This window comes from Chloroherpetonaceae bacterium, from assembly GCA_033763895.1.
Lineage (GTDB): Bacteria > Bacteroidota > Chlorobiia > Chlorobiales > Thermochlorobacteraceae > JANRJQ01.
On record JANRJQ010000010.1, the window covers coordinates 710649 to 731859 of the forward strand.

Below are 21211 nucleotides of genomic sequence, written 5' to 3' on the forward strand. Positions count from 1 at the left end.
GAACGAAATAAAGCGTTTCAAAAATTAGCGAATTCGACGAAAACCCTTGTAAATATTGGGAAATTCATTAGCTTTTTGCCTCAGTTTACATTTAAGACAATAAACAAGACAACGAGAAATGCCGATTCATTATCTAAATGGACGACGATTGAAAAATGCCATTATTGCCGGTGCAGAGTCAGTCATAACACGGGCGGAATATCTTAATAAAATCAACGTGTTCCCCGTAGCCGACGGCGATACCGGCACAAATATGGCATTGACATTGAAATCCGTTGCGGAAGGGCTTTATGAATGCGACGATTCAACCGTTGGCACCGTTGTTACCTGCGCTGCCGATGCCGCGCTTGTTGGATCTCGAGGAAATAGCGGGTCGATTCTTGCTCAATTTTATCAAGGACTCTCTGAAGGACTTTCCGGTAAAGAACGCATTTCTACAAAAGACTTTGGAGAAGCCATCATGCTCTCAAAGCAACTTGCCTATGAATCGATGATTGATCCAAAAGAAGGAACAATTTTAACCGTGATTCGGGATTGGTCTCATAGTGTTCATTCATTAGGAAAAAATCAAGCCTGCTTTCGAGAAGTAATGCATCACTCCGTTGAAGAAGCGAAGAGAGCCTTAGCCCGCACGCCCGATCAGCTCACGGTCAATGGTGTGGCCATTTTGAAGAAAGCGGGGGTTGTTGATAGTGGTGCGCAAGGCTTTGTGGATATGGTTGAAGGCGTCGTGAATTTTATGAATAAGGGTAGTATGAAAGATTTCTTCAAGCGGAAATTTTTTGCAGTAAGCAGTGAAGAAGGTGCCTCTGTTGATACAAATTCCGAAGCCATTACTTTTCAATTTTGCACTGAGTTTGTGCTTGAAAACGGCTCCTCATTTGATAAAAAGAAATTGCGCAAAGAACTGCTCGACTTCGGCGATTCCCTCATTATCGGCGGTTCTTCAACCAAGACTAAAGTTCATATTCATACCAATGAGCCTCAATCGGTATTCACAATGGCGGGGAAGTATGGAACGGTTGTGAAAACGAAGTATGAGGATATGAAAGCGCAGCATGAAGCCGCCTTTGGTAAAAAGAAAATCGGGATTGTAACCGACTCCACCTGCGATCTCTCCGATGAATTCCTCGAAAAGCACGATGTGCGTATGGTTCCGCTTCAAGTCAGATTTGGCACTGAAGAATACCTTGACCGTGTTACCATTAATTCCGATGAATTTTATGCAAAGCTGAAGGCAGCGAAAGAACTACCGAAATCCTCTCAGCCATCAACAGCCAATTTCAAGCAGGTGTATGAAGATGCGCTTCGCCAATATGAAAGCCTCTTGGTGGTTTCGGTGTCTTCGGGTGTTTCGGGCACTTATCAAAATGCGCGCACCACCAGCAAATTTTTCAAGGATAAGAAATTTGCGATTGTGGATTCAAAGGGCGCTTCGATGATGCTTGGCTTTTTGGTCCGCGAAGCCGTGGCGCTTCGTGATGAAGGCGCACCGATTGAGGCCATTGAAAAAAGACTTCATGAGCTATCGAAAAAGATAAAAGCATTTTTGGCTCTTGAAACGATTGATAATTTGGTGCGTGGCGGAAGGCTAAGCAAATCGCGTGGGCTGATTGCAAAGCTTCTCAAAATCAATCCGGTTCTGACATTTGATTCACACGGGAAGGTTGTTCAGCTTGCGAAGGGAATTGGCAACCGTGGTGCATTAGATAAGGCCGTTGAACTTGCCCTCAGCGAAATTGAAGGGAAGAAGTATGCGAAGGTGTCTATTGTTTATAGCGATAACCGCGAGCGCGCCGAATACGCCAAAGAGAAAATGAAAGCCGCTCGCCCGGATGTTGAACCTGAATTGACCGTCATTTCACCCGTTTTGGGAACCTACGGCGGCTCGGGAACAGTGGTGATTATCACTTGCTCGGAGTAGGGTTTTGATTAATACATAATCTTTGAAATGTGTCAAGATATTCCTCACTGGTGAAATGGATTCTCTCCCTTTCTCTTTCCCCGGGTGTCATGTTTCTTTGGCTCTATCTTGGTGCAGGGTTAATTCAAGAACATCTTCTTCTTCCACATGTCAGTTCTTCATTAAAAAGCCACTTTTCATCGAAAACCGTTAAAATCCTTGATCTTGATTTTGACTTTACCGGCCGAACCCTTTTGTGGCAACAGAAGATTCACGTTCGGAAAATGGTTTTAGCCTGTGATACTGTTAAATTTGCCTCTGAGCCCTTTGAGATCAGACCGCTTTCTTTCCTTGATGTTCTTCAATGCCCAACTTTCCCGATTGCCCTTCCAAAAGCACCCATTCGCTTTTTACCCGTAACTTCCTTGGATCATCAAGTAAATTTTAAACCTCCGAGAAGCGTTTTAAGAATTGAAGTTGGCTCTAAAGAAGATTCATTGCTTTCAGCCGCTTGGCAAGAAGTACTTTTGTGGAATGATGAAAAGCGCTTTTTTGAGTCTAAACTTCGCTTATTAAAATTGAAGGAATCCAACTGAATGAGCCTATGAAGAAAATGAAATCGCCGATTGAACAGCCGATGCGGGTCGTTGAATTTCTTAATTACAACAGCGATGAAAAGGTCGAAATCCCGCTTTATGAAGCAAGAATCTCTGCCGGGTTCCCGTCGCCCGCCTATGATGGGGTTGATACGAAACTTGATTTGAATGATTTGCTCATCCGTAACCGCACGGCAACGTTTTTCATTCGCGTAGAAGGTGAATCAATGAAAGAAGCGGGAATCGAGAATGGCGATATTCTCATTGTTGATCGCTCAATGCCGGCGATGGACGGCAACATCGTGATTGCCGTTGTCAATAATGAATTTTTGGTTAAACGATACCGCAAGATTTCGGGCAAACATTTTCTTGTTCCCGAAAACCCCGACTACGCGCCCATTGAGATTACACCTGAAATGGAAGCAGATATATGGGGTGTGGTCACGGCTTCGATACATCAATTTGTAAGAAGAAATGGCAGCAAAAGTCGGGCTGGTTGATTGCAATAACTTCTATGTTTCGTGTGAGCGTGTTTTTCAGCCGCATTTGCGAAAGAAGCCCGTTGCCGTTCTCTCCAATAATGACGGCGTTGTGATAGCACGGTCGAATGAATTAAAGAAACTTGGAATCCCCGCGGGCGCCCCATATTTCAAATGGAAAAAGCAAATCGAAGCGCTTAACGCCTACATTCTATCGTCTAATTATCTTCTTTACGGTGATATGTCGATGCGGGTAATGGAAACCATTCAATACCACGCGGAAGAGGTTGAGATTTACTCTATTGATGAAGCCTTTATTTCAATTACACCTGAATATGGAAAAACCTATCGAGAGTTTGGATTGAAACTCAAAGATGCAATTCAGCAATGGACGGGGATTCCTGTGAGCATTGGACTCAGTAGCACAAAAACACTCGCCAAAATCGCCAATCATTTAGCAAAAAAAGAAGAAGTGCACGAGGGCGTGTGTGACCTTGAAGAATATGACCCCGAGCGAAAATGTTTTTCTCGTTTACCAATCGATGAAGTGTGGGGTTTTGGCAGGCGAATCACAAAACGGCTTAATGAGCAAGGAATGAATACGATTGCCGATGTGCTCAAAAAGCCGGAGAGTTGGGTGCGGAAAGAACTGCATGTTACAGGATTAAAAACCGTGAAAGAATTGAAAGGAACGCCTTGCCTAACGCTTGAAGAGGTTGAACCGGAAAGGAAATCAATGGTGCACTCGCGCTCCTTTGGTCGGCCAATCACATCTTTTGAAGAAATGACAGAGGCTGTAAGTAACTATGCCGAGAGAGGTGCCATCAAACTTCGCAAAGCAGGCTTAGCCCCGCGGATGCTTACGGTTTTTATTCTCACGAACCGTTTTAATCTGAACAAACCCCAGTACTCGAATCAGTGCGCTGTGACACTGCCAACGCCAACAAATTTTACCCCAAAATTAATTGACGCTGCACTTTCAGGCCTCAAGAAAATCTTCAAACCCGGTTACGATTACCAAAAAGCAGGGATTCTTTTTACCGATCTCACCCCTGAAGATACCCTGCAACAAAACCTTTTTGACGATGTGAGCGAAGCTGAATTAGAGAAACGACAAAAACTAAGCCAAATGGTTGATGACCTCAACAATCGATTCGGGAGAAATACCATTAGTTTTGCGGCTTCGGGCACAAAGCGCAGTTGGCGAATGAAATCAGATTTACTTTCCCCACAGTTTACAACCAGTTGGGATGAACTTCTGGTTGTAAAAACAGCACAGAGCGATGTACAAAGCGAAGAAAATGGACAAGAAAGTGGTGGAGAAAATAAAGACCCGCTTGTCGGAAAAAAATAAAGAAAAAAAAGTGCTACTTGCATAGCACTTTAAGGTTCTTAGGAAAGGTGATTTTGAATCGTTGAAAACGTGATTTGAACAAATAGCGCACAAGTTCAAAAAAATTTCCTTGATTCGCCTTTTAGAAAAAATTATGCCGCGTTTGAGGGAGTCCTTTTGAGATTAAGTGAAATCGCTTGGGTTTTTAACAATTCCTTGCACCGTGAAATTTGCTCTTTTGTGACTGTACTAAACATGCTTCCAACCGCTGAACTCGCCAACTGTTTTGCAACATACTGATTCAATGAAAGTCCGGAAGCGTCTGCCAAGCGAATCAGCGCGGAGTACAACGGTTTCGGGATGCGAAGTGGAACGCGAGCAAAATTTTCATCGATGGTTTCATTCATCGGTTCGGGAATTAAACCGCCGACTTCTAATTGTCGTTTGAAGAAATCAATTTTCATCATTTGAACAATAGAAACGGCATGTTCAATTGAATCGCCATCCAAAATGTGGACATGCTTTCCTAATTGGGTAATTCCGATTAAAAACCCGCCCCCTTCACTTTGTGGAATAGGTTTAATTTCAATTGGATAATGAAGACCAAGGTAGTATTCAAGCGTTTTCATATCAGTCATGTTTACAAATTAAAAAAAACTGTTAGTCAGAATTCTCATAAATTTCGTTGCAGTAGTGGATTAACTTAACTGCTTTGCAAAGATGACATCACGACCTTTGAAATGAATAATCAAAAGCTAAGTTTCAAATAAGTCTAATCAGTGTTTTTGGAAAAGTTCGGTGATTATCAAGCTTCATTGAACGCCTTGATACTGAGCGTAAAAACTTCCAACTGCTTTTTTGTATTTTCACAAGTTGTTGTTACATCACGGGTGTAACCGCTTTAAATTTAGAAACCAATTCAGCTCAACATGCCAACTAAAAAAACCTCGTCAAAGCTTACCGAAAAACAGCTCCAATCGGTTGATAAAGCAAATATGAAAAAACGAATTGCTGAGTTATGCGATCAATTTGAAACCGAGTATGAAGTACTTCATGCAAAAAATAAGATTAAGAAAAGTTCGGTAACTGCGGTGGTCATTAGTGGTCTTGGTGGCTCAGCGATAGGTGGAGATCTTGTACGAACTTACTTGGGCGGGGAAGTTACTGTTCCAATTCTTGTAAACCGTAATTACACACTTCCTGAGTTTGTCGGGAAAAATACTTTGGTCGTGATTTCATCTTATTCAGGAAATACTGAAGAAACACTTTCAGTTTATCATGAGGCAATTAAACGCGGCGCAAAAATTGCTTGTGTGACTTCCGGCGGTCAGGTCGAAAAATTAGCCAATAAACACGGGCACTTTACCGTAAAAATTCCGGGCGGTTCACCACCTCGCGCTGCGCTTGGTTTATCATTCACGGCGTTAATTCGAATTTTCACCGAGTTTGCTTTCTGTAAAAGTAAACTGAATGAGATACAAGAAACTGCCGCGGTTTTGAGAGGGTTATCCTTTGTGTACAGCGATCCTCAAAACCCCAAAAATATTGCCCTTAAACTTGCGAACTTGATGAAAGGAACGCTTCCCGTGATTTACACAAGCGATGATTACACCGCCGCAATTGGTGTGCGCTGGAAAGGGCAAATTTGTGAAAACGCAAAAATGCTCGCTTATAGCAATGTTTTTCCGGAGTTAAATCATAACGAACTCGTAGGCTGGAAAGAAAATAAAGATATCTTGAAAAAGTGCACGGTTGTCATGATTCATGATGAAACTGACCACCCGCGTACCTCCTATCGAATGGATGTGACCGAAGGATTGATTGGTAAACTTGCGGCGAATATAATTCATGTTTCTAGTGTGGATGCCGGTTTGATGGCACGCCTCTTTTCGCTGATTATCCTTGGCGATTGGGTCAGTTATTACCTTGCAATACTCAATAAGGTTGACCCTTCGCCCGTGACAGCCATTGACTATTTGAAAAAATCTCTTGAAGGTTATAAAGGTTAATGGTCTGAGTCTTCATTTTGAGAAATAATTCAATTGATGAAATGAAAACCAAATTATCTTATTGGGTTCATGTTGCTGCATTGTCTTTGATGATGTTGATTTCTTCGTGCGGTTCAGAAGTATCATATAAACTAAGCACAATGCCTGAAGGCGTTTCGTTTACAGGCGAGCTATCGAAAGTTAGATATGATGAGGCATCGAAATCGCTTGTGGTGAAAGGGGAATTAACAACAAGTGAATTTAATGCGCTGATTGCCCTTTCAAATGATGCTGAATACCAAAACGCCGTGATGCGGCTTTTTGAGTGGACGAATCGGGAAGAGGATTCTCGAATTGGGTTGCTTCGAGTTACCGTAGAGCCACTTTATGAATCGCTCTTTTCTTCGATTACTGCGGCATTCACAACGGCTTATCCAAAGGCCGATATTCGGCTTTCACCACTTCAAACCGACAGTGCGCTTGAACGAATCTTTTCAGGTGATTGTCGTTTTGCCCTCACAGTAAGAAGATTAACTGCGTCAGATAGTTTGCGAATTCAGGAAGCTAAAATCGCTGTTAATCAAATTGGATACTTGAAAGATGCCGTTTGTTTGGCGATTCATCCCACAAATCCTGTAAATGCCACTGATCTTTCAACGCTTCGTGAATCATTAAAAGGAAACTTGAAAACTTGGAAAGAGATTGCCTCGTTCGGAAGCTCGGAATCGCCGCGATTTTATGTGCCAAATGATTTTAGAAAAGCTTTCTTAAAAGATTCCTTGCTGGGCGGTGCGGAATTTGGAAGCTCAGTCATTTTTCTTGATACCGATGAAGCGATTCTCGATTCTACTCAAACCAATAAACACGCGGTTGGATTTGTATCGATGCTCAAGATAGGTAATGCATTGGATGTTCGGGCAGCAACACGAGATACCACACGGTTCAAGATAATGGGACTAACAGAATCCAAGGTTATTCCGGCTGCAAGGCCGTTTCAAGCCAATGTTTTGCTAAAGAAGTATCCTTTAGCATATACAATTTATGCGGTGTTTAGAACTGATCTTGGGATGTTGCCCGCCGGCTACTCGCAGCACTTAAAAGGAACGCGTGAAGGTGAAGGACAAACCTTGGGTTTCAGGGCTGGTCTTGTACCGCTTGCTGCTCGAATCGAACTCAAAGATCCGGAAGCAGAAAAAAATGCGCAAGAGCAATAAGTATTATATCTCGATTAACGACAAGAAAATTTTTATAACGGTGATACAACAAAAAACCCCTTTATTAAAAATGACAACGGTTCAATCAAGAATCGTCATGTTGCTTTTTCTCATTTTTCCTTTGCTTTCGTGTAATCGAGAGCAAGAACAAACCACCACGAGTGGCACATTAAATGTTGTCTCTGATGAAGCGGTTGGTAAAATGACCGACTTGCAAATTGCAGATTTTATGCGAAGTTGGGATCAAGCAAAAATCACCAATGAATCTGCACGGACGAGAATTGCCGTCGAAAAACTCTTGAATAAAGAAACGGATTTTATTGTCATCTCACGCGAATTAAAGCCTGATGAACAAGCCGCTGCTAAAAAAGAAGGGCTTGAGTTGGTGTCGAGGCCGCTTGCTATGGATGCGCTTTGTTTTATCGTTCACCCCAAAAATCCGGTAACAAAAATTACCTTAAAGCAGGCAAAAGAAATTTATTCGGGAAAGATAAAGAACTGGAATGAGCTTGGAGGGCCGAATCTCCCGATTCGTCTTTTTGCCACAAGTCCGAATGACGGGCAACGAGACTATTTGATTGATTCTTTGCTTCGAGGGGAAGCATTAGATACAACCGCTTACCCTGCAAAATATGCAACAGATGTATTGGATTATGTTTCGCAATTTGAAGGCGCGTTGGGCTATACAAGTACTGCTTTGGCAAGGCCGGCATTGAATGTACGTGCTTTGGATACATCAAAGTTTAAGGTAATGGCACTAGCCAAAAACGATAGTTCCGCTTTTATCAAACCTTTTCAACAGAATATTTACGATCGTGAATATCCTCTTTGGTATTTCGTTTATTACTATTATATGTACTACGGCAGATTGGCTCGAGGGCTCTCGGCGTATGTTTCAAAAGAGGGTCAAAAAATTTTGGAGAGAAACGGACTCACTCCGTTTCAACAACATATTACCGTTGTTAACTTTACGGAGGAGCAGTAATAGGAGTTCATGAGATATGAAATCAAAAGAGGCGCTTCAAGCGCCTCTTTTGATTTTAGAAAAAATTCTTGATTGCCGTTACTTAACTTCTTTATGAAGTGTACGGCGGCGGAGATAAGGATTATATTTCATCAACTCCAAACGCTCCGTGTTGTTGCGCTTATTTTTTTGGGTGGTATAGCGTGAAGGTGTTTTGCCTTCCTTTTTAGCTTCTGTACATTCCAGCGTAATCACGAGTCTATTGCCCTTCTTGACAGCCATTTCTTCGGTAAAAAAGTTTTGGTTTATTAAAATTGAGCGCAAATATACAAGTTCTCTTGTGAGAAAAAAAGAATTTTGATTGTTATCGAAGAGAAATCAACTCTACTTCAAAAATTAAAGTGCTGTTCGCCGGGATTAAACCTACCGGAGAAGAACCATACCCCAGTTCCGGGGGAATGGTAAGTCGCCGAGTTCCGCCAACCCGTAAGCCCCGAAGTCCCAGATCCCATCCACGAATCACGCTTCTTGCGCCTAAAGTAAATTGAAATGGTCTTCCGGAATCTCTTGAGTTATCAAAAACCTGTCCGTTCAATAGCTTACCGTTGTAATGGACAGTAAGCGAATTTCCATCTTGCGCTTCGGCGCCTGTACCTACAACCAAATCTTCAATAATCAAATCATCTTCTGGGTTTGTACCACAAGAAGAAATGAAGAGCAGGCAAGCAATGATTAAAAAATAAAACTTGTTTTTATTTACATTCATAGGATGATTCTTTACAGAAAAAAAAATTCCGATTTCGATGTATTTTTGTATAAGTGTGTAAGTAAACGGTAATCAGTGTGAATCCATTCTTTTCAAAGGGCAAAAAAACAGAATCGTGTCCATTTCACAAAATTCCACTTGAACTTTCCTATCAGGGCGTCAAAGAATATAAGGATTGGAATGTTCGTGTGGAAGGATTGCCAATTCTGTATTGCCCGGCTTGCCTAAGTAACGGTAAAGATTATTCAAGAGAATTACAGACGGAAGAAAGTGAAGCCTTCTTAAAAAATCTCTTCAAACTCCTTGAAAAATCTCGTTTAGGGCAAAATGAGAAAAGTCATCTGAATTCTCCGTCCATTACACTCAATTTTAATCCGATAAAATATTCCCTTGAAAGGGATTCAACACTTAAAGCCAGACGCAATAAGGGCGGTGAGACCGGTGGAAAGGAACTCGACCCCGATATTCTTTCAAGAGTTGATAACTTTTCGCCGATAGAACCGAGATATGGTTTCGAGAGGCTGATTTTACCTGATGAAACCAAGGAGGAGTTGATTTCAGCACTTGCACTTTTAGAAAAGCAAACCTTGATTTACGAGACTTGGAATTTAAGGTCGATTGATCGGGCAGGAAGAAAAGTTGCCTTAAACTTTTTTGGACCCCCGGGCACCGGAAAAACACTTGCTGCTGAAGCAATCGCAGAGAAGCTTGGGAAAAAATTACTAACCATCAGTTACGCGGAGTTGGAGTCTAAATATGTTGGAGAAACACCTAAAAACATTAAGGCTGCATTTGAAAAGGCCGCTTTAAGCAACTCGGTTCTTTTCTTTGATGAAGCCGATTCAATTCTTGGAAAGCGATTAACCTCGATTACTCAATCAGCCGACCACGGTGTAAACCTGACGCGAAGCACAACCCTCATTGAACTTGATGAGTATGACGGTATCGTGATCTTTGCATCCAATTTAATTCAAAATTATGATTCAGCTTTTTTAAGACGAATGCTTGCCCATATTGAATTCAAACTCCCAACCGCAGAAATGCGCTCAACCATTTGGAAAACTCATTTACCGCCGCAATTGCCAATTGATGGAACGCTAAACTTCGACGCGTTGGCTTATCACTCCGAAAATGCATCAGGTGCTGATATAAAAACGGCAATCTTAATGGCTGCATCGCAAGCCTCAATGCGAGCTTTAGGCATGCAACGTGTGAATCAAGAAGATTTTGAAAAAGCAATAAGATTGATTTTGGAAAAAAAGTCGCTGATCGCCACAAAGATGCTTGAGTAAAGGGGCGGAAATTTCTATGAAGAGTTGGCTTGAAGCAATTTATTTCACCAACAATTGCCATTCTTCTTCTGTCAACACGCGTTTACCTGAAACATTCTGAAGCGAGGCTTCTTTTTCAAAGTAAGCGATTCGTGCTTCGGGTGAAGGGTGTGTCGAGAGGAATGACCCCCAATCAAGGGCATTTTCAGTATTCTTAATTTTTTTGAAAAGGGTTGCTAAGCCGGAGATATCGTAACCGATTGATTTCAAGGTCGTAACCGCAAATTCATCCGCCTCGGTTTCGTCAGCCCTGCTGTAGCTAAGATCAAGCAAACCGCCTGCTTGTTGGATTAAGATTGCAGAGAGGCCTGTGACATCGCCGAAAATCAACGCGTATAGAATTAAAAAAAGTGAAGCACGAGCGACTTTTTTTAGGCTATGTTTTTTATAAATGTGGCCGGCTTCATGCGCAAGAAGTCCTAATAATTCAGGCTCCCGTTCCATCTCTTTAAGAATTCCGCGATAAACAACAATTGTGCCACCCGGAAGTGCAAACGCGTTTTTTATATTCTTTTCAGCGATAACAATCTTAAAATGCCTTGAGCTATCCGGAGAAAGTGAACCCACAAAGGCTTCGCATTTTGACATTAGCGTTTTTGTTGCGAAGGAGGTATCAATCTCAAATTCACTTGAAACCTGCTCATATGCTGCTTTGCCCAAGGCTTCTTCTGCTTCTTGCGGAATCAATTCCGCTACGCCGAGAGAAATCCAATCAATTCCAAGCGTAAAAAATAGTACAATAAAAAGAATGATACTGATACCTATTGCAATAGCAGGTTTGAACCCTAAATCGATGTAATCGCCTTTTCGGGTATAGCCGTAAGTGTTAAGGAGATTGAGAAGTTCACTGTCGTTACAGCGAGCAATCGGGAGCGTTCCATACTCTCGCTTTAGGATTGGAAAATCAAAGAGAATGTCGCCATTAGGGTGGGTTTCGCGAATTCTAAATTCGCCGATAAAAAACTCTCGCTCGAATGTGTTGGATTTAACCCAAAGTCCTGAGCGGCTAAGCCTTGCCGAGACACGCTCAACAGGGCTGCTTTCACTGACTTGAAAATAAAGCGACGATTCCCAAATCCCTTCTCGAATCATATCCTTCTCTTAAAATTCGATGCCAAGCCGTGCTGGAACTCCTTTATCGAAGTAGTGCTTGACTTTTCGCATTTCGGTAATGAGGTCAGCTTTTTCTTCAATTTCCGGCCAAACCTTATGGCCAGAGATCACCAATTCGCAGGGACGCCCTTTCGCTTCATAAAGGGAGATGATTTCCATCAATTCCTCTTCTTTAATCAAATGATAAGCCACGGCTGCAAGACCTTCATCCATAATCAAAAGATCGATTGTGGATTCGCTTAGCAGGCGCTTCGCTTCGGCAAGCCCTCGTTTTGCTTCACGAAAATCTTCATCTTGATTCTTAAATCGAAAAGTACCATCAGGCATCATGCGTTCGCAGCCTGTTGGATAAAGCTCAATTGGATATCCGTCTGTCTTTAATTTTCGAAGAATGAAACGCTCGGAGTAGTGTTCATTTTCGCCGTCAAACCCTTTGTCGAATTGGATAATTGCCACTTTTTTTCCGGCGCCAAGTGCGCGTATGGCAAGGCCCATCACCGAAGTGGTTTTTCCTTTTCCAAAGCCGTAATAAAGATGAATAAAACTCATATGACTGTATTAAAACGATAGTTCATAAATGATTCTTGCATTTCGAGGAGGCATTGGGAATGAGCGAATGATGACATAATTCTCTGAGAAAACGTTTCGAATGTCAGTAATAAGCTTGTGTTTTAGAAACTCGGTCACAAATTCATACGAGAGTGTGATATCAAAAAGAGAATAGGATGGAAGAAAATTTGATTGTGAATTTTCAGGAAGTGAAAATCGATAACCGCTTTGGGACACTGATGAATGCAATGAAAAATTTTGATACTTGAGAAACAAACGCAAATTAAATGAATGAAAAGGAATATAGGGTAGTTGAGAATTAAAAGTAGGGGAATTCTCGGTTTTGTCTTTGACCGATTGATACGAGTAATTGATCTCGATTTCCGATTCAAAAAGTTCAAGTGGAAACACGCGTAAACGGATGCCGGTTTCGATGCCAGTAGAAAGTGATTGCCCGACATTTTGTACCGACCAATTAAACGCATCTCGAGGAATAGATATGATTTTATCATCGGAATTAATAAGATACCCGTCAATATAAGTTTCAAAGTCAAGCTTTGCCGGTTGATAAGCCAAGGCATAGCGAATCCCAAGATTTAATTGGCCAGCAATCTCAGGGCGAAGATTGGGATTGCCGACTCTCGTGAAATAGCGTTCGTTGATACTGGGTAACCTTAAGTTTCGACTGTAAGTCGCGCTGATTTTTAATGTGGTGGTTGGAATCGTATATCCAAGCGATAGAGAATAGGCAAACGCTTGAAAAAGACTTGTATGAGAAGCTGTGATTTCAGTTTCCGTTCGACGGTCACTTAAACTTTGAAATGATAAACTTGTGATGAAGTCAAGGCGATCGAATCGGCTCTGCACGATTATTCCGAGCGTAGCTTGTGAGCGATTGATTTGATCAAATTCCGGAAGCGTGGTAGAAAGAAAATTTTCTAACCAATCGGCACTTAACGAAGCTTCCACCGCTGAAATACCGTTCATAGAGAAAAGGGTTTTGGAGAGCGAACCGCCCCCATACAATCCAATAAGGTTGTACCGATCATCGACACCCCCTGTGACCAATGCATTCGGATCACGAAAAAGCGTTTGATGAAACTCTGCTTTCCCGGAGAGTTTTAGTAGTGCGTCTGTAAATACATCATGTGAATAGTTGAATTGAAGAAATGAATCGATGTTTTTTAACCTTTGAGCCGAATTTTCTTCATTTCCAATAATGGCGGCATTTGGAAGGCCTCGGTCTGAAAGGAATGTAAATGCAGTAAGAGCATAATCGCTTTTGCCCTCGGAAAGAAGGCGATTCTTAAAAAGTTTTGCTTCTATTCGTAGTGATTGAAGATCGGAATTCTGCCGTTCAAAGAGGGTTTGATTTTCAGAAAGGTAAGTGTAGCGGCCACTGGCCGAAATATACTCTGAGGAGAAATTTATTTGCCCAATGTCATTCAAAGACTTTCTGATTTCTCCTCCGAGTCTTTTTTCTCCGAAAGCACCAACAAGCAGTTGAATTTTGCCGGTTGAAAATAGCGTTTTCTTTGGTAAAGGAGAAGATTCTAAATTGAGCACACTGCTTACCGGAAGGGCTATAGCAGGGGAATTAAGAGATTCATTTCCCGCTTGTGAAAGGGAAATTTTTGAAATCGATTGAATCGAAAGTCTTCCCAAATCAATTTGACCCGTTTGGTTATCCGTGAATGGAATTCCATCGTAAAGAACCATTGTGTGATTTGAGGAAAGTCCACGCAGCGATAGGGTTTTGAATCCACCGATTCCCCCATAGTCTCGGAGAAAAGCCCCACGAAAAAAACGAACCGCGTCTGAAACGGATTGAGGTGAAAAGCGCATAAAGTCTTTCGCGGAAAGTTCTTGAAATGGAAGCAGTGATGAAATTTCTTGAGAAAGCCTTGTTTCTTCAACTAACTTTTCCTTTGATTCAAAAGCTTTAAGTGTATCAACCGGTTTCTTAGGCTCACCCACTTGAGCATCAAGGGGGATGTTTAACATCAAGACAAGAAGGAAAAGAGGAACTGTATTTTTCAAAATCACTTTTATTGGTTGTCAAATTTTTAGAGGTAAGTGTGAAAACTTTTTGCTTAAAAGGTAAAACCAATTGCGGAGTAGAATCCTACAAACTCTCTTGAACCGCCAAGTGTAAAACTTAGAACAGAGTTAGCGTCAACAAAAGCAAGCCAGAAACCACCGCCAAAACCGGGATGCCATAAAGACGAGGTTTCATTCTCAAGATAAACACGCCCGGTTTCAGCAAAAGAAATTAGCCCAAAATCGGTAGGAACAATAAAAGCAAATCGAAAAAGCTTTTGCCGCCACTCTGCTGCAAATACTAGAGATTCATTTCCCAAAAAGCGTTGCTGGTCGAACCCTCGAATGCTTCGCTTTCCCCCTACGGAAGCGAGTTCAAAAAACGGCGCATCGCCAATCACCTTTTCATGAGTTGCCCGCATTGCAAAAACATCTCCGCTATTAAACATCGAAAAATAAATTCTCAAATCCGTACGAAACTTTGAAACCCAAGTCCTTGCTCCAAAAATGTTTGGAATCGATGAAAAGGAACTCTCAAATAAAATCCCATTTGTTGGGTTGAGCGTTTGATTTCGGCTATCATAAATCATCGTGGCGTTCGCTTTAAGAAGAAAAAGATCGCGAGAGCCATAAGTATTGGAAATGAAAAGAAGCTTGGTTGTTGCATCGTCCTCGTCCGGTTCTGAGAACACAAATTTACTTTCAAGCCCAATCTTTAACCGAAGTTGATCAAAAAGTTTGAAATAACATCCGTTGTATAAACTATAATGAGTTTGGCGAGCTAAGTAATGCCGTGATTCATCAAGTGAATCAGAAAAAACCGTTTCATTTCCTACGCCATAAAAGCGGATCACTTCAAGCTGAGATGCACGCGCAATGCTTTCAAAGCCGAGGTTTCCCTTTTCACCAAATGCAAAGGGTGAGTCAAAAGTAACATCAAGCACGCCGCGCGTTGTTGATGGTGAATAGGCAGCGGAGATTGAAAGTGAGGATTGGTACGGGATTTTTTGAAACCCATAGGTGATGAGATTGGGCTTATATCCCAAGATGATTCCATATTCAGAAGCATATCGAAACACCAAATCGAACCACCACTGTGAACCGAAATCTCTTGGAGGATTTTTAAAGTTCAAACTATCGAGCGGAAAATCAATAACCTTAATATTGCTTCGGTTCAAATATCTTTTTTCTGACCCAGTGAGAATATCATTTTTTCCTGCGTGGCAAATGGTTTCAACTTTTGCATTGCATTGTATGGAATCCTTTCCACCTTCGGTTAATACTCGAATGCGAATTGGAGTTTGAAACCCGTTGATGCTCACGATATCATCACCTTCTCCTAAATGAATTCGCACTTCGCTCGTTTCTTTTGGATAAAACTGGCGGTAGAAAATAATAGAAGAATCGATGCTGCCATTTTTTTTGAGTCGATACCCCTTAACACGTATGCTGCCGTCGCTTTCGACAAAGATATCAAAGCGTTCTTTTTTTTGGCTTCCGTACACTTCCGCTTCTTCAGCCATCAAGAGGTAATAATCGTCGCTTAAAGACTTTAATTTTTTTCGACGTTCTAATAGCGATGTCAAAATCCATTCCCCTGATTGCTTGTAGATTGTATTGGGTAACATTTTAACAGCAATTCGAATAGAATCTTCTTTAAGGGTTTCAAGGAAGGAGGCCGTTACAGAATCCCACTTCGCTCGAGATAAACTGCCATATAACCGCCGATCCATATATCTGCCCGACCAAGTGGCAAAATTTGCGGAAGGAAAATCAGAACCAAAGCTTTTGATTTGAGGCAAAATCTGGGTGCCAACCCAAGGGAGAATGCCGTCGTATCTTGCAAAGGCTTGATCACGATCTTGGGGAATCGCTTGCCAAGTTTTAATCCCGGTACTCGTTGTAATTCGAGAAAACTTCCATTGCCCCACATGCCGATCCCAGTCCCCCATAAAAACATCAAGAAGCCTTACCCTGAGAAGTGCTGCAGCATCGACCTGATCCTCAGAATCCTTTTCGAGCTTTTTCAAAAGACCAATGGTGTCTTCGATTTTTTCAATTGTTTCAAAATCCTCGCCTTCTCCTTCAAGACCTTTTGGATTCAATTCCAATGTTCCCAAAAGCCCAGCGAACATTGTGCGATACTCTCCAAGGATAGAATCATCGGGCATCACATATAGCTCCGGCGGAGAGGAAAGAATACCCAGCTGTTTTTGAAACGACGATGAAATAAAAATTGAATATGGAAATGAAGCGCTGATTTGATCCTGTACCACATCGGCAGCAAGCCCGAGTCGAAGCTCTTCTGACAAGACTTTTTTCGGATCTTTATTCAACGAGCGAAATTTGTATCGAAGACCGTTTGCTCCAATAAAATGAAGGGTTTTGGTTTGTAAACCACCACCAAGCTTAAGTGGTCTTAATCCTCCGGAAAGGGTATCAAGGCGAAGAACTTTTACCCACAAAGGGGTTCCCCAAGCCAAACGCCAATGGCTTCCTAAGAAAAACTCTCCAAACCCAGAAATGGAATAATCAGGCGAAGCCGCAAGATACAAGGAGTCAACGCGTGACTGAGCCTTCGTGACGCCTAAAACAGGAATTAGAAAATGCGTAATGCAAAGTAAAAAGATGAAACGAACTGCGGTTCGAAAGGCGGTTGTTTTTTTCACGTGAAATTGTATTCAATTCACATCAATTGAATTTGATATGTATAGACAAATTTATGACATTTCTTTTACTCCTTCCCGACAACTTCAAATCCCTTTATCCGCAAATTGGATTGTCTTTCAATAACAATCTAAACCAAAGAAAAAATGAGAAATCCAATGAGTTCATCGAAAAGGAAACAAGTTTTCCATTCTTTATTCGCCAGTTTTGCACTTGCCTTAATTCTTGGCAGCCTTTCTGCCTTATGGTTAAGTTCCTGTGAATCAAAAGAAGAAGAACCGATCGTAACAAGAAAGGCTGTAGAAATTGAAGGTACGGCAACTGTTCCTCCCCCCCCGATTCTGACGGAAATTCCTCCGGCACCTCCATCCGGAAGTCAGGTTCAAGAAACACAATCGATGGGCATTGCAGAAGGTGAAGAAGATTTAGGTTTTTCATCTGTTGATGGCATATCAAGTCAACCCGCAATGGGAATGGGCGGCTTAAGTACCACTATTGGCTTAGGGGGGGCAAAAGGTTCAGGCCAAATAGGATATTCCCGAAAAATGGCAATGCAACAAGGGCAAAAGTTTAATACTGAAAATTATTCACCTATTGCAGAAAATGGATTTAAGGAGACGATAAATGATCCGCTTTCTACTTTTAGCATCGATGTCGATCGCGCTTCATACAGCAACATTCGCCGCTTTATCGAGATGGGTTCAAAACCACCGAAGGATGCCGTGAGAATTGAGGAAATGGTCAATTACTTTTCTTATGATTACCCTCAACCAAAAGAACATGACCCGTTTAGCATTTCAACAGAGATCTCTGACTGTCCTTGGAACAAAGAGCACAAGTTGCTTCACATCGGTTTGCAGGGGAAGAAAATTCCAACACAATCCTTACCTCCTTCAAATTTGGTTTTTCTCTTGGATGTGTCAGGCTCAATGGAAGATGAAAACAAATTGCCTTTAGTAAGATCATCAATAAAAATGCTGGTTGAAAATCTGAGGGAGGAAGATTTGGTCTCGATTGTTGTCTATGCCGGGAGTGCCGGCGTTGTACTTGAACCAACTTCAGGAAGTCAGAAGCGTAAAATCACGGAATCCCTTGATCGCTTGCAAGCCGGCGGGTCAACAGCCGGAGGCGAAGGAATTCAATTGGCATATAAACTTGCCAAACGAAATTTCAAACCTAACGGGAATAATCGAGTCATACTAGCGACCGATGGTGATTTTAATGTCGGTGTATCAAGCGATGGCGATCTTGTTCAAATGATTGAGGCAAAAAGAAAGGAAGGCATCTTTCTAACCGTTCTCGGTTTTGGAATGGGAAATTATAAAGATTCAAAACTTGAACTTTTGGCAAATAAAGGCAATGGAAATTATGGCTACATCGATCGGCTCTCGGAGGCTAAAAAAATGCTTGTTTCTGAATTTGGTGGTACACTATTCACGATAGCGAAGGATGTGAAGATTCAAATTGAGTTTAATCCTGCAAAAGTGGCCTCCTATCGATTAATCGGATATGAAAATCGCCTTTTGAATAAAGAAGATTTTAATGATGATCGTAAAGATGCCGGGGAAATCGGTGCAGGACATACCGTAACAGCACTTTATGAGATTGTTCCTCTAACAGGAAAACGTGAAGGGACTTCCCCGAAAGTTGATCCTTTGAAGTATCAAACGAATGGGGTTGTGAAGAATGAGAATATCAGTGTGGAATGGGCAACCGTGAAATTTCGCTACAAAGCACCTAATGGGGAAGTCAGTCAACTAATTGCTAGGTCAGTCACCGGAAAACCCGTTGAGTTTGAGGCGGCATCTGAAAATCTTCGGTTTGCGTCAGCAGTTGTAATGTTTGGAATGCAATTAAGAGACTCCGAATTCCTTGGAACCACGAGCTCAGAATCGATTGTTCGAATTGCAAAAAATGCAACAGGCGTTGATCGCGAAGGGTATCGAAAAGAGTTTTTACGACTCGTTAATTTGGCTCACAGCTTTAGGGTTCAATCGGTATCAAGAGGAGAAGAATAAATGGATTAAGAAACTAAAAAAGCCCGTTATTCGGGCTTTTTCAGTTGATGACATTTTTCTTAATAATTTGAAATTGAATTGTAGAATTTAGCGAGTTCGGCTGCGAAGCCCTTTGTATCCTCAAGCATTGGTAAATGGCCAAGATTTGAAAATCGGCTAAAAGCAGTTCTTGCGGAGCTTTTTGTTGAACGTACTTGAAAGAGTGTTGTCATCCCTTCGGGTGGAATCGTTTTATCTTCATCACCAACACATAAATGCATTGGTGCCTCATATTGAATCAGATGTGATTCATATAAAGCAAGAATTTTAGGGTCAAGCGATGCCATTCCGACAGCAACAGTTGTATCGCTATCGGTATTCATAAAATCATTTACTACAATCCGCTCATATTGTTGTGGAATTGGTTGAGAGGTCGCTTTGCGAATAAAAGACTTTTGGAAGAACTCAAGATTAAAGAGCCATTTGAGCGAAATGCTTGTATTAATAAATGCACTAAGAATGCTCATTTGGATTGGGCTATACTTAAAAATGCCGCAAGCTATGATGGTTAAGGAATCTGTTTTAGACTTTAACCTTCGTTGCTGAAGCGCATAAGGAATTCCCGCTGCAATTATCGAACCCATTGAATGACCTACAATATGAAGTGGCGTGGATACTCCCAATTGTAATGATTCGATTAAATCGCACGATTCATCGATGAAATCAGAAATTTGAATTTTTTTATCTGAGTTCTGTACCGATTTTCGTCGCGTGGAACCGGTTCCACTATGGTCATGCGTAATAAAGCGGAATGGTGCCTTGAGAAAATTTGGTAGCTCTTGACATAAAGGTTGCCAATACTGAGAGGATAACGCCCATCCGTTAACAAATAATATGGTCGGCTGAGAGGTCGAACCGGCCTTATCGGAAAGTGAATCGGAGTAATAGAGCTCCGTTCCGTTTAGCGATAAGAAGCTCATCGTAATTTTTTTATTTCAAACGCGCTTCCAAAGAGCGTTGAAAATCAAGAAAAAGAAATTGATATAGTACAAGCGGAGTGCTTTTGAATCAAATGCTTTTGATTCCATTGAATCAAAAATACCTTTCCAACGCCAGTACCAAAAGTCAGTGATGTAAAAGAGGAAACCCATCGTGTTGTTCAATTTGGTTTAACGAAAGAGTACTATTTTGATCGCAATTGAAAAAACTCGACCTAGATAAAATTATAATTCAATTTAACCTTTCAAACGGGAAAAATGGGGGAAAAGATTATGCTGAAATCCAACGAAAGTGGTAAGCGTCTGTAGGCACTTTAATTCTTTCTGAAATTTTTTCTAATCTCAGTGGCAAATTCATCACAAAGTCTCGTGCTTTTTCAGCTTCCGCATCCAAGCCGGTAATTGCGTCGATCTTCCAGCGTTCTAAATGATATTTGAGGATATCAATGTAATCGGTTGAAGTGTAAACCCCAAGGCGCTGCGCAGAGTCGCTAAAATGTTTGAAGGTTTCGCCAGCACCGCCGCCCAATTCGCGCATAAAGTGTGCAGGCATAACAATCTTCTTTCGCATCATATCCGCAAATGCCAACATCATTTCATTAGGGTCAACCTCAAAGATTTTATCGGCAAAAAAACTATAAGCTCTTGCATGTCGATTTTCGTCTGAAGCAATCATTCCACAAATCTTTGCAAGCAATTCATCACCTTCTTGTTTGGCTAAAGAAGCAACTCTTCGATGCGAGATATTTGTGGCCATTTCTTGAAAGGAGGTATAGACAAAATTGCGATATGGGTCTTGCCCGGTTTGAATATTAAAGCCATCTGCAATTAAGTATTGTGTGGTCGTTTCAACCTCACGCATATTAATTCTGCCGCAATAGGTTAAATATTTATTCAAAGCATCTCCGTGGCGATTTTCTTCTGCTGTCCAAGAGCGAGTCCATTTAAGCCAAGGGCTTTCATAATCATTTTCACGAGGTGAAATACCTTCTGCAGCGTAAAGCCAAGATTCGTAAGTAGGTAAAGCCTCTTCAGTGATTGTATCCCCAATTAAAACGGCTAAGAAGTCGTTCGAAAAAGACTTTGCTTTGTCTTGAATATCTTTGATCGATTCAAAAAAGTTGCCTGAGGTAGAGTCGGGTAATAACTCGGAGGGTTGCCAGTTGCTGTCAATGGGACGAAGATACTCACCAAGAACGCCCTCAACGGTCTTCTCCAAATGTTTCATTACTTCTAATCTACTCATACTGCAAAAGTTTAAGATATTTATTCA

The 21211-nt window shown here is 41.5% G+C and carries 18 protein-coding genes; 9 read left to right on the forward strand and 9 right to left on the reverse strand.

Annotation, left to right across the window (positions count from 1 at the left end; all coding sequences use genetic code 11):
• Positions 1–118: 118 nt before the first annotated feature.
• From SFU91_11175 to SFU91_11190, 4 genes are read left to right on the forward strand one after another with little or no spacing between them, the layout of a single operon-like run.
• Positions 119–1924, forward strand: coding sequence for a DegV family protein (locus SFU91_11175; GenBank protein ID MDX2129584.1), 1806 nt, complete (start codon positions 119–121; stop codon positions 1922–1924).
• Positions 1925–1953: 29 nt separating this feature from the next.
• Entirely contained in the window at positions 1954–2499 is a 546-nt protein-coding gene (locus SFU91_11180; GenBank protein MDX2129585.1) for a hypothetical protein, read from the forward strand.
• Positions 2500–2507: 8 nt separating this feature from the next.
• The gene (gene umuD, locus SFU91_11185; protein ID MDX2129586.1) at positions 2508–2999 is read left to right on the forward strand and encodes a translesion error-prone DNA polymerase V autoproteolytic subunit; all 492 of its coding nucleotides are present in this window, start codon (positions 2508–2510) and stop codon (positions 2997–2999) included.
• On the forward strand, positions 2974–4332 hold the full coding sequence (locus SFU91_11190; protein ID MDX2129587.1) for a Y-family DNA polymerase: 1359 nt from the start codon (positions 2974–2976) through the stop codon (positions 4330–4332). The genes umuD and SFU91_11190 overlap by 26 nt, the downstream gene beginning before the upstream one ends.
• 131 nt (positions 4333–4463) lie before the next feature.
• Here SFU91_11190 and SFU91_11195 read toward each other — a convergent pair whose 3' ends face one another.
• Positions 4464–4949: a hypothetical protein gene (locus tag SFU91_11195; GenBank protein MDX2129588.1), complete on the reverse strand. Its 486-nt coding sequence runs from the start codon at positions 4947–4949 to the stop codon at positions 4464–4466.
• A 291-nt stretch (positions 4950–5240) separates the two neighbouring features.
• Between SFU91_11195 and SFU91_11200 the strand changes: the two genes are divergently transcribed.
• From SFU91_11200 to SFU91_11210, 3 genes are all read left to right on the forward strand, one after another.
• Entirely contained in the window at positions 5241–6320 is a 1080-nt protein-coding gene (locus tag SFU91_11200; GenBank protein MDX2129589.1) for a bifunctional phosphoglucose/phosphomannose isomerase, read from the forward strand.
• 41 nt (positions 6321–6361) lie between these two features.
• Entirely contained in the window at positions 6362–7513 is a 1152-nt protein-coding gene (locus SFU91_11205; protein ID MDX2129590.1) for a substrate-binding domain-containing protein, read from the forward strand.
• 70 nt (positions 7514–7583) lie between these two features.
• On the forward strand, positions 7584–8498 hold the full coding sequence (locus SFU91_11210; GenBank protein ID MDX2129591.1) for a substrate-binding domain-containing protein: 915 nt from the start codon (positions 7584–7586) through the stop codon (positions 8496–8498).
• Positions 8499–8576: 78 nt separating this feature from the next.
• On the opposite strand, the gene rpmG is transcribed toward SFU91_11210, so the two are convergent.
• Both rpmG and SFU91_11220 read right to left on the reverse strand, forming a co-directional pair.
• On the reverse strand, positions 8577–8759 hold the full coding sequence (gene rpmG / locus SFU91_11215; GenBank protein MDX2129592.1) for a 50S ribosomal protein L33: 183 nt from the start codon (positions 8757–8759) through the stop codon (positions 8577–8579).
• 82 nt (positions 8760–8841) lie between these two features.
• The gene (locus SFU91_11220) at positions 8842–9243 is read right to left on the reverse strand and encodes an FKBP-type peptidyl-prolyl cis-trans isomerase (protein MDX2129593.1); all 402 of its coding nucleotides are present in this window, start codon (positions 9241–9243) and stop codon (positions 8842–8844) included.
• A gap of 77 nt (positions 9244–9320) precedes the next feature.
• Between SFU91_11220 and SFU91_11225 the strand changes: the two genes are divergently transcribed.
• Positions 9321–10535: an ATP-binding protein gene (locus SFU91_11225; GenBank protein MDX2129594.1), complete on the forward strand. Its 1215-nt coding sequence runs from the start codon at positions 9321–9323 to the stop codon at positions 10533–10535.
• Positions 10536–10574: 39 nt separating this feature from the next.
• On the opposite strand, the gene SFU91_11230 is transcribed toward SFU91_11225, so the two are convergent.
• From SFU91_11230 to SFU91_11245, 4 genes are read right to left on the reverse strand one after another with little or no spacing between them, the layout of a single operon-like run.
• The gene (locus SFU91_11230) at positions 10575–11666 is read right to left on the reverse strand and encodes a M48 family metallopeptidase (protein ID MDX2129595.1); all 1092 of its coding nucleotides are present in this window, start codon (positions 11664–11666) and stop codon (positions 10575–10577) included.
• Between the two features lie 9 nt (positions 11667–11675).
• The gene (locus tag SFU91_11235; GenBank protein MDX2129596.1) at positions 11676–12236 is read right to left on the reverse strand and encodes a cob(I)yrinic acid a,c-diamide adenosyltransferase; all 561 of its coding nucleotides are present in this window, start codon (positions 12234–12236) and stop codon (positions 11676–11678) included.
• Between the two features lie 9 nt (positions 12237–12245).
• The gene (locus tag SFU91_11240) at positions 12246–14276 is read right to left on the reverse strand and encodes a TonB-dependent receptor (protein ID MDX2129597.1); all 2031 of its coding nucleotides are present in this window, start codon (positions 14274–14276) and stop codon (positions 12246–12248) included.
• Between the two features lie 53 nt (positions 14277–14329).
• Positions 14330–16945: a BamA/TamA family outer membrane protein gene (locus SFU91_11245; GenBank protein ID MDX2129598.1), complete on the reverse strand. Its 2616-nt coding sequence runs from the start codon at positions 16943–16945 to the stop codon at positions 14330–14332.
• A 156-nt stretch (positions 16946–17101) separates the two neighbouring features.
• Here SFU91_11245 and SFU91_11250 point away from each other — a divergent pair, with 156 nt between their 5' ends.
• On the forward strand, positions 17102–18961 hold the full coding sequence (locus SFU91_11250; protein ID MDX2129599.1) for a VWA domain-containing protein: 1860 nt from the start codon (positions 17102–17104) through the stop codon (positions 18959–18961).
• A 59-nt stretch (positions 18962–19020) separates the two neighbouring features.
• On the opposite strand, the gene SFU91_11255 is transcribed toward SFU91_11250, so the two are convergent.
• Positions 19021–19920, reverse strand: a complete 900-nt coding sequence (locus SFU91_11255; GenBank protein MDX2129600.1) for an alpha/beta hydrolase — start codon at positions 19918–19920, stop codon at positions 19021–19023.
• A 289-nt stretch (positions 19921–20209) separates the two neighbouring features.
• Complete coding sequence (locus SFU91_11260) at positions 20210–21184, reverse strand: acyl-ACP desaturase (GenBank protein MDX2129601.1); 975 nt, start codon at positions 21182–21184, stop codon at positions 20210–20212.
• Positions 21185–21211: the final 27 nt, after the last annotated feature.